Below are 8,541 nucleotides of genomic sequence, written 5' to 3' on the forward strand. Positions count from 1 at the left end.
GAAGCTGAAAAAAAAGCAGTTCTACAAATTTATAGACATGCAGATCCGAGAGCTGCTGAAAAAAGGGGAGATTCAGAACCGAAGCGACATTATTGCGGAGATTGAGCACCTCAATGGAGTGAAGTCAGTAAAAGCAGGGAAGGACTATATCTCAGTCAAAATAGACAACGAAAAAGAAACCACGCACCGCCTGAGAGGGGATTTTTATCATGAAGACTTCGAAATTGGAGCTTATGCAGAGCGGCTTAGAGAGGCGGAAGGAAGCAGACCAACTGAATGCGAGCTTGCAGCTGCTATCAAAGACGCTGAGAGACTTCTTGACTCTCACAGAGCAAAGCGAGCTGCCTATCATGCAAAGCACCATGCTTTTAAACAGGATGGAGGAAACGATCAAAGCCATAGAATCGAATTTAATCTCGATTTCGACCGAGATAGAGAACCTGTCACCCCAACCCCTGAAAACGACAATGGCGGGCTATCTGGAGCAGCTAGAGACCATCAAAAGTCAGCTATCACATATAGATTTATCGAAAATCAATACGCTTTCCGTCTCAGTCCAAGCGCTGCAGGCCAAGATCGACAAGGCGATAAACAGCATTTCGATAGATCAGAAGCAAATCCAAGTCCTAATCCAATTTCAAATAAATCAAGCGATAGAGAGCCAAGCGGAGTTCGTACAGACAGAGATCCTGTCACTATTACAGTCGCAGAAAGCCAAGTACGCGGCATTGGGAGTTATAGCGGTTGGAGTGCTGATGCTTTTAATGAGTTTATATACAACCTATCTGTCCAGTACAAACCTAAAGACAATCCAAGCACAAAAAGAAATGATTCAACAGAATTCACAAACAATACAAAGTCAAATCAATACTTTGAACAACCAAAGGAGATAAGTGATGCAGACCGAAATCGACTACTACCTAGCAGAACAAAACGAATTATTGAGTCAACAAAACGCCTTCTTGATGCAGGAAAACAGTTCATTAAAGACCACCTTGGATTTATACAAGAAACTACAACAAGACTTGAACAACAAAATCAGCAACTTGGAAGAGGAGAACGAAACAAGGAAGGAATTAATTTCTCAGATGAAATTGGAATTTTTAAAGCTAGAGCAAGGGAATTTTTCAGCAGATTTTCAGCAGAAATTAATAGCCAATTTCAGCACTCAATATCAAAAATTATGGATGAAGGTCTCAGAGGATCAGGACTTAGTGAGTATGCTAAAAAATATAGTGCAAACGGAGTTGAAAGACGAAAAGACACAGCTCAAGACCGCACTCTTGAAAGTGTCGCAGATGTCTGCACCACAGGATTACAGCGAAGAAATAGAAACATTAATCTCCTCGGTAAGCAACTTAAAGACACAAATGAGGAGTGTCATGAGCTTGCTCGAGAGTTTGATCGACTAGCAACAGAAATCAGGAAAATACGTCTAAAGCCAAAGCCTGCAACTGATTTTAAATACCTACGAGGTGATGCCTACTATCCTGACTATGCGCTTGCACATCAAGAGTTTTCAGCGCAGCAAGACTATGCCTATCAGCATGGTAGAAAATTTGATGTTATTCATATAATTAGCAGGAAGTCAAAAAAACTTAACGATTACATGAATCGGGCAAGAAATATGCTGAACCAAAGTGACTATGAGCTAATAGAAAAAATCATAAAAAATGACGAAAGGATGCTCAAAAATTTGAAATGTGATGTTGTTTTAGAGCCACAAAATTCACGTTTTAAGGACGAAATATCCGCATACAAGGCCTGTTTAGACAACTTTGAAAGTATGAAATCAACCCTTGAGGCGGTCAAATCTCCAAAACCTAACAACATCACGTCTCAACCGAGCGATAGCGAGCTTAGAGTAGATCAAAGCCTAGACCCTGAGCTGGCCAATACTTTTAACTTTGAAAGTCCTTAAAGAAATCAGCCAACGGGATTTTTTAATGCTTCCCTAACAACATCGGAAATGGTGTCAAAAGTAATTTCTCTCTTTCGAGCATTATCAGAATAGAGTAACTAAAGATTATAACAGTAATCTTTAGCTTAATTTGTCCTGATTTATTTGATGTACACTAAGATTAGTGAATTGATTTATAATAAAAAAATTCGATCAATACAATTTATAAAATGCCAAAATCCTACATTATTCAATCAATAAGTAGCCATAGATTATCTTCATACAGGAGGATATTTAAATGCGGCACAGATGATGACTGCCTTCACTACTACCACTGGAATCAAGCTTTATCATCAGAGCTGTATATTCTGCTTAGTACGATTGAAGTGTGCCTAAGAAATAGGATACACGTAGCATTAAGCGAAGAAGTATCAGCAAAGTTCCCGAAAAAAGTTGAAAGCAACTTCAGATGGTATGAATATTTTAGCTTTGTGGATGTTGACCCTAATGGTGTTCCTAAACAGGATAGAAAAGGCAGACCAATCTATACCGAAACAGGAAAAGCATTTAGAAAGATCACCCATAAAGGAGAAACAGACCTAAAGTTGCTGCCACAAATCATCGTGTCAAAACTCGAATTTGGAAAATGGACCTATGTATTATCAGCAAAGAAATACAATAATGGCGATTTGATAGATTGGCATAAGCTATTCCCTATCATCTTCCAAAACTTTACCAACATGGTGCCAGACAAGCATCACCAGATGATCATTGATCGTATTAAAACGGTCAAAGACTGGAGAAACCGATTGGCACATTTAGAACCAGTATGGAAATTCAGTGACGTGAAGGAAAAGGGTACCGGTAAAATTTTAATATATGAACCAACTAATCAAGTAGAAGTAATCAAGCGTTTGAATAATGAGATCCGCTATGCGTTACAGCTGCTTTCGTGGTTATGTGCTGATACCTTAGAGCATTACAAAGCGACAAAGTCATACCAAAGGTTATTACACCTGGCATCAAATGATGGGATTAGGGAATTTTCGTGCTGACGTGAAAAAGGCCGGTCATTACTGATCGGCCTTTTTCGTATCTCTGCCTACAGATACCAGTCAATAACACTCCTTGGGTTAAAGACCTTATGAACCAAATCATCAGTTCTGTAAGACTACATGGTAATCATACCAATAACGTTGCAAATGTTGCAACATAATAATTATGACGGAAGTCATAAATAAAATTAGAGAACATAAATTGGAAGTTTTAAAAGTGGCATAGTTGCTGAAATATTAACTTTGAATTCATGGTATTAGTTCCCATGTAATTTAATTAAATGCTCTCGTATATACGATGATAGTAGAAAGGTATAATTAAAAATATGAATCTGCTGTTTCTGGTGCGTACTTGCTGTCTACCTGGTCCACTGGACAATCAAGCAGATAGAAATGATTTCGGTAAATAACGAAAGTAACCTGAAGGACATTATACTCGTAATGTCTTTCTGGCCCTGATCACCAAAATAGCCTAAGAATGATTGCTTAGGCTATCCAATCGACGCCCGGCTACTGATCATTGAATTGATTAAATCCAGCTCTAATACCTGTTGAGCACTGCCAGCAGAAACGTGCTGTTTCGGTAAATGCTCTGCGTAATCTTTCAAACGGTACAAATCAGCAAGGGTTAAGTCTGACCGCATAAGCTCCTGCATCACATCAATGAATACCGCGTCATTGCATGGCTCAATAGCAAGCTGCTGTTCTGATGCTGTGGTTACGACTGCAACGGATGCAATATCAATCTGCACCTCATCCAAAGAAACAACATCAGAAACAAAGTCAGGCTTCCCGACTGAAGCGACAACATCAGCAAGCTGCTGCATATCTTCAGGCGCGATCTGCTGTTCACTGGCATTGAATAGAGAATCACAAAGCTGCTGCATCATGACGAAGTGTTCAGCATCAATCTTGTATGCGTATTCATCACTTATCTGTGCAGATGGCTCTATTCTTATATATAGATTATGGGGCATCTGCACACTTAATTTTCTTTTCAAACGCAGCTTGAAGGGGTTTCTGCATCGTTTGGAATTGATCCCGATATGCTTCAGAATCTCATTTAAATCTCTGGCTGAGTATTCGGACGGTTTCCATGACGGCGCACCGAACCGAGTCGGGATTGCACCAATCGCAGCAAGCAACAATCTGTATTTTGTGACCTGTTGAATGAGTGCCTTTGCACCTGTTTCGGTGAATACTGCATTCGGCTGCATCAGCACACCATCAAACGCGAGTCTATAAACTTTCGCCATAGCTTCGCGGTATCGTCTAACTGCTAAGTCCTTAGTCTTGTCCTGGCTTGTCTTAAATCGGCCCATAAATGCGTTAAAACGTATTAATTGACCCAGATCAATATCAAAGTGCTGATCATTCAACTCTGCATCATATTCAAGACCAAGTTTCATCCTCATTTCATGAGCCTGTAAGGCGTATGCTTCAGGATCAGATAGGAAGTCTTTGCGCTGAAGTCTTTGCGCTGTTTCTGCATCAATCTTATAAGCTGCTTTGATTTTGTCTTGATGATCTGCTTTGATTTTGTCTTTTGTATATTTGAAAGTTTCGGCATGACTTGAAGCATCAAACTGCTGCACACGTTTAACCGTGAACTTTTTGCTTTCCAGAATCCAAATCAGATTATTGGCGAAATTGGAACGGCGTGTTTCCCGTATCTTTTCAAGTTCTGTTTTAAACAATGAGAACTCTGTGATTTTTGCTTTCGATCCCTCTAAGACACTAGCCTGCTGCTTTCCTTGTAATGCGTCCAGAACATCCATTACATAACGGCGGTTTTGATCCGCGAACAAGTGGAACTCTTTGCACTGGCGAACCCGTCCAAGCATCTGATAAGCATCAGTAGGCTGAACACTTGAACCCGTAAAGAATCCAGCAACAAAATCAAAATGATCATGCTCGATTGATACGCCTGAAGCGATTGCACTTGTGGAAATGACAACTTGATATTTTAAAGACTCTGTTTCTGGATTCTTCAAAAATTCGGCTGTTTCTTTTTTTACGTTTTCATTTCCAATGATAGAAATGTTCTGAACATCAAGATCATTAAGGATGGCCTGCAATGCCTGGACATGTCTTCTTGAATCGCACGTAATCCATGCGTTTTGATTCTCTACCATCACCCGTTGCAGCATGAAGCTCTGCAATTCTGCAAAGCTGTTATACAAGTGAGCCGTTTTGTTTTCGTTCTTTGGATCAACCTCAACAATATTCAGCTTTTCACCCAGTCGGCATGACTCGATAAAATCCAACGTCTGTTGGTTAATATTGGCATCCGCAACAATCACACACTCAGCGTTCTTAATGACCGTTTTCAGCAGCTTGTAAACAAGTTCAATGTCAGTCTTTTTGAATAGTTTGTCACTGTTGAAAGTTTCGATTACTTGGCTGATCTCATCAATGAATACGTGCTTGCAGCTCTTAATGAACGGCTTGAATAGCTCATTCGCCAGACTTGGCAGACAGACAGACAGTGATTCAATCGAGTGACTTAAAGCAGCATCCAGACCGATTTTACGCGCTTCTGCTATGCCTTTTTTCTCATCGTCATAATGGGCTGTATTCAAACGGGAAGCCATTTCACGGATCAGGCTTCGCAAGTGTGCAATCGTTAAGAGTGAATAACCGCTTGAGTCGCACCAGTCGCGGAAAGGTCGTCCGACTTTTTGAGTCTTTCCCGATCCTGTTGGCGCTTTGATCAGGTATACACCGCGATAATTCGGCTTAAACTGATCCAGTGAATCTAATTTAATTACATTATGATTTTTATAATCTTGAATCGTGACCGCAGTTAGACCTTGAGTCTTGATGAACTCAATTCTTTTGTGAACATACAGCACAATATTATCCAAAGTGACTGGATGAACACGGCCCACACAAAACGGCTCTATTTCGTTTCTAAGCTCAATTAGGCTTTTCCTATAGGGAACATGCACCGAGTTTCTAATCATGTACTGATAAGCCAAAACGGCGCATTGATGAGCATCTTTTTCATCTGTCAGCGCACTAAGCAATAATTTTGCATCAATATCGCAAGGCTGATCTTTTAACTGTGACCAAACGTCAAAAATTGGCAGCTCTGAAGTAGCTTTATCATTGAGCAGTGCATTGATCTGATCATGCGTCATGCTTCCCGCATCCGAACCAAGTTCAGGGGCTAGATAAAATCTTGTACCAAGTTCAGTTGCAACCTTATGCCCCTTTCCATAAGCAGCGATCTGCTTTCTGTTATGTAAGACCTTTCTTGAACCATCATCATTGATCTTGGCTTTGTTGTCGTTGTCGGAAAGGATAGCGTCCTGCTGTTTCCCAAGTATCGGATAGACTTCCTTGATCTTGTCAGCAGTAATACACGCAATCGCACGGCGTCCAGTTGCAAGATGCACATTGCAAGCATCCTTGTAACCTTCAACAAAAATGGTCGGTTCTGCACCTTCGATGACAAAGTAAAAATTCTGGCTTTGCGCGCCTGATAATGGGCGTTTTTCACCTTCAGGTGTAATGAATTGCAGATTCACAAGTTCATGTGAATGAACATCAAACAAAGGGATGATCAACGGATTATGGAAAGTCTGACCGCCTGAAGTTTTCACCACTGGCATTGTTCGCGCATTGATTGGCTTAATCCCTGCAACTGCCATATAAGGATGATCTTCACAATGCTGTGCCTTGTTCCAAATCTCTTTGGCTTCATTGGCTTTTGATGCAAATTGAATGATCTTCGATTTTTCTTCAGCTTTGCGCTGTTTTTCGATTTCTAATTGGCGTTTTTGCAGATACTCAGCATCATGGCTCTGCTGTTCTTGCTTCCATTCAGGATTGAACGTGTAGCTTTCGCCAGTCGAATGATCATAGATCAGATACAGACCATTGCTTTTTAAAATAACGTCAGTAGAACGGTTTTTTCTGCTTTTCCCGATACTTGGGATTCGATAGTGTTTCTCTAGCACAAATTGAAACGGTAAATTGTTCGTTTCGTAGCCTAGATTTAACAAAAATTCGTGTATATTGTTTTTGAACACGTTACAATGTTCCTGTATTTCAGACCCCGATAGCTAGTTCCGCCACAAGATTTAGCTATTGGGGTTTTTTATTTATGAGACTTTAACTTCTGAAGCAATATTTTTGAATACAGTCAGGTCTATAGCTCACTCACTATTCATTAAGTAATCAGCTATATGTCCTCGACGTGTACTCAGTAACGGACATTAACAAATAAAAAAAAAATGATTATCCAAAAGTTGGGATTTTGAAAAAAAAGTTTGATCACTGACATAAAAATACGTCAGTGATTTTTTAACTCAGTAAAAATTGATATACCAACCTGAATCCACTTCTTGCTGCTTTGGCATGGATTAATTTTAGAATTATTTCAATGTCAGGTTTTGCCATTTAAATCAAGGACATGACTTTCGAAAGCTTAGGTTTTCGCTTTGCTCAATCCGAGAGGAAGTAGGGATTTAGCTTTGTTACATAAATAGTTTAAAATATGATTTTATAAAGCTTAACTTAAATTAGAACTAAAACAAAACCAAATTAGTTTCACTTAACAACTAATTTTATTTCACCATTAAACTTCTAATCCCAACTCTTTTAGAACACCAGAATACTTTCTAACATTTTGAACATCCTCTAATTCAATTAGAAGCCTTTTTTCTAGATCAGCATAGCTTTCCCCTACTGCAGCTTTTTGGCTTGCAAATGGGTCATGGTGAGCTAGCTTGTTGGCAAAAAATTGAATCTGCTTATCCGTTAGCTTCTTGGCTTTGGTGTGAGTGACTTCCTTAGGTTGCTGCTTTGTTGTGAACGTAAATGAGAAGCCACTAATCACACGTCCATTTTTATGTTGCTCATAAGAAGCAATGATATCTGTTAATTCATTAATTTGGTTTAATGCTGTATCGAGTACCCTGGCTTTGAAGTTCGCCATTTTGACATAGTCACTCTCTGCTAATCCAAGCTTAAAGCGAAAGTCATCTAACGCAAACATAGGTGTCTTACCAACACTACGCCATTGAATCAGTAACTCGTAAAGACGAATTGCATATTTGCTTGTGAGAGAGCTAATCTGTTTCAGCTCATAAGCAGTGAAAGACTTCTCTAACTGTGTAATCAAGGGTATGACATCAGGTGCAAAAGTGAGCTCTACAATCCCGGCTGAATCAACATAGGCTATTTTGGAAACCCAACGTGATTTCACTATCTTTTCCTGTTGAGTCCCCTCATGGATACCCTTGTAACTGAATTTGCGCTCAAATAGGTTGCTAGCTGCGTTTTTAAGCCCCTCATAGGCTGCATGTTTATCGACGTTGAACTGCTTCATGTAATGATGAGCATGAACCTCTAGCGTGCTATTAGCATCCACATGCTTACTTAACTCTCTCGCTTGGACAATTGCCAATAAAATCAATCGTTGTTCCGTTGTGTCTAAATTATAGCTAGCATTAATTAACGCATTATCTTTAACTACGAGCTCATTTTTCACTGAGACTTCCCCATGTAATTATCAGATTAGCATACACTAACAAACAGTGTAGGCACAAGGTTGGAAAATGTAGACTTAAAGGTGGG

At 39.7% G+C, this 8,541-nt stretch carries 4 protein-coding genes; 2 read left to right on the plus strand and 2 right to left on the minus strand.

Annotation, left to right across the window (positions count from 1 at the left end; translation table 11 throughout):
- The coding region (locus tag B4F08_RS14050; protein ID WP_291374874.1) for a hypothetical protein at positions 1-1,921 on the plus strand (1,921 nt) is incomplete at its 5' end.
- A gap of 209 nt (positions 1,922-2,130) precedes the next feature.
- Positions 2,131-2,955 carry an Abi family protein gene (locus tag B4F08_RS14055; protein ID WP_069120319.1) on the plus strand — a complete coding sequence of 275 codons (825 nt, stop codon included), beginning with the start codon at positions 2,131-2,133 and terminating at the stop codon, positions 2,953-2,955.
- Positions 2,956-3,446: 491 nt separating this feature from the next.
- On the opposite strand, the gene B4F08_RS14060 is transcribed toward B4F08_RS14055, so the two are convergent.
- Together B4F08_RS14060 and repM are read right to left on the minus strand one after the other, a co-directional pair.
- Positions 3,447-6,992 carry a plasmid replication protein, CyRepA1 family gene (locus B4F08_RS14060; RefSeq protein ID WP_291374878.1) on the minus strand — a complete coding sequence of 1,182 codons (3,546 nt, stop codon included), beginning with the start codon at positions 6,990-6,992 and terminating at the stop codon, positions 3,447-3,449.
- Between the two features lie 548 nt (positions 6,993-7,540).
- Entirely contained in the window at positions 7,541-8,455 is a 915-nt protein-coding gene (repM, locus tag B4F08_RS14065) for a replication initiation protein RepM (protein ID WP_004843977.1), read from the minus strand.
- Between the last annotated feature and the right edge of the window lie 86 nt (positions 8,456-8,541).

It is taken from the genome of Acinetobacter sp. UBA6720 (genome assembly GCF_002454215.1).
GTDB lineage: Bacteria > Pseudomonadota > Gammaproteobacteria > Pseudomonadales > Moraxellaceae > Acinetobacter.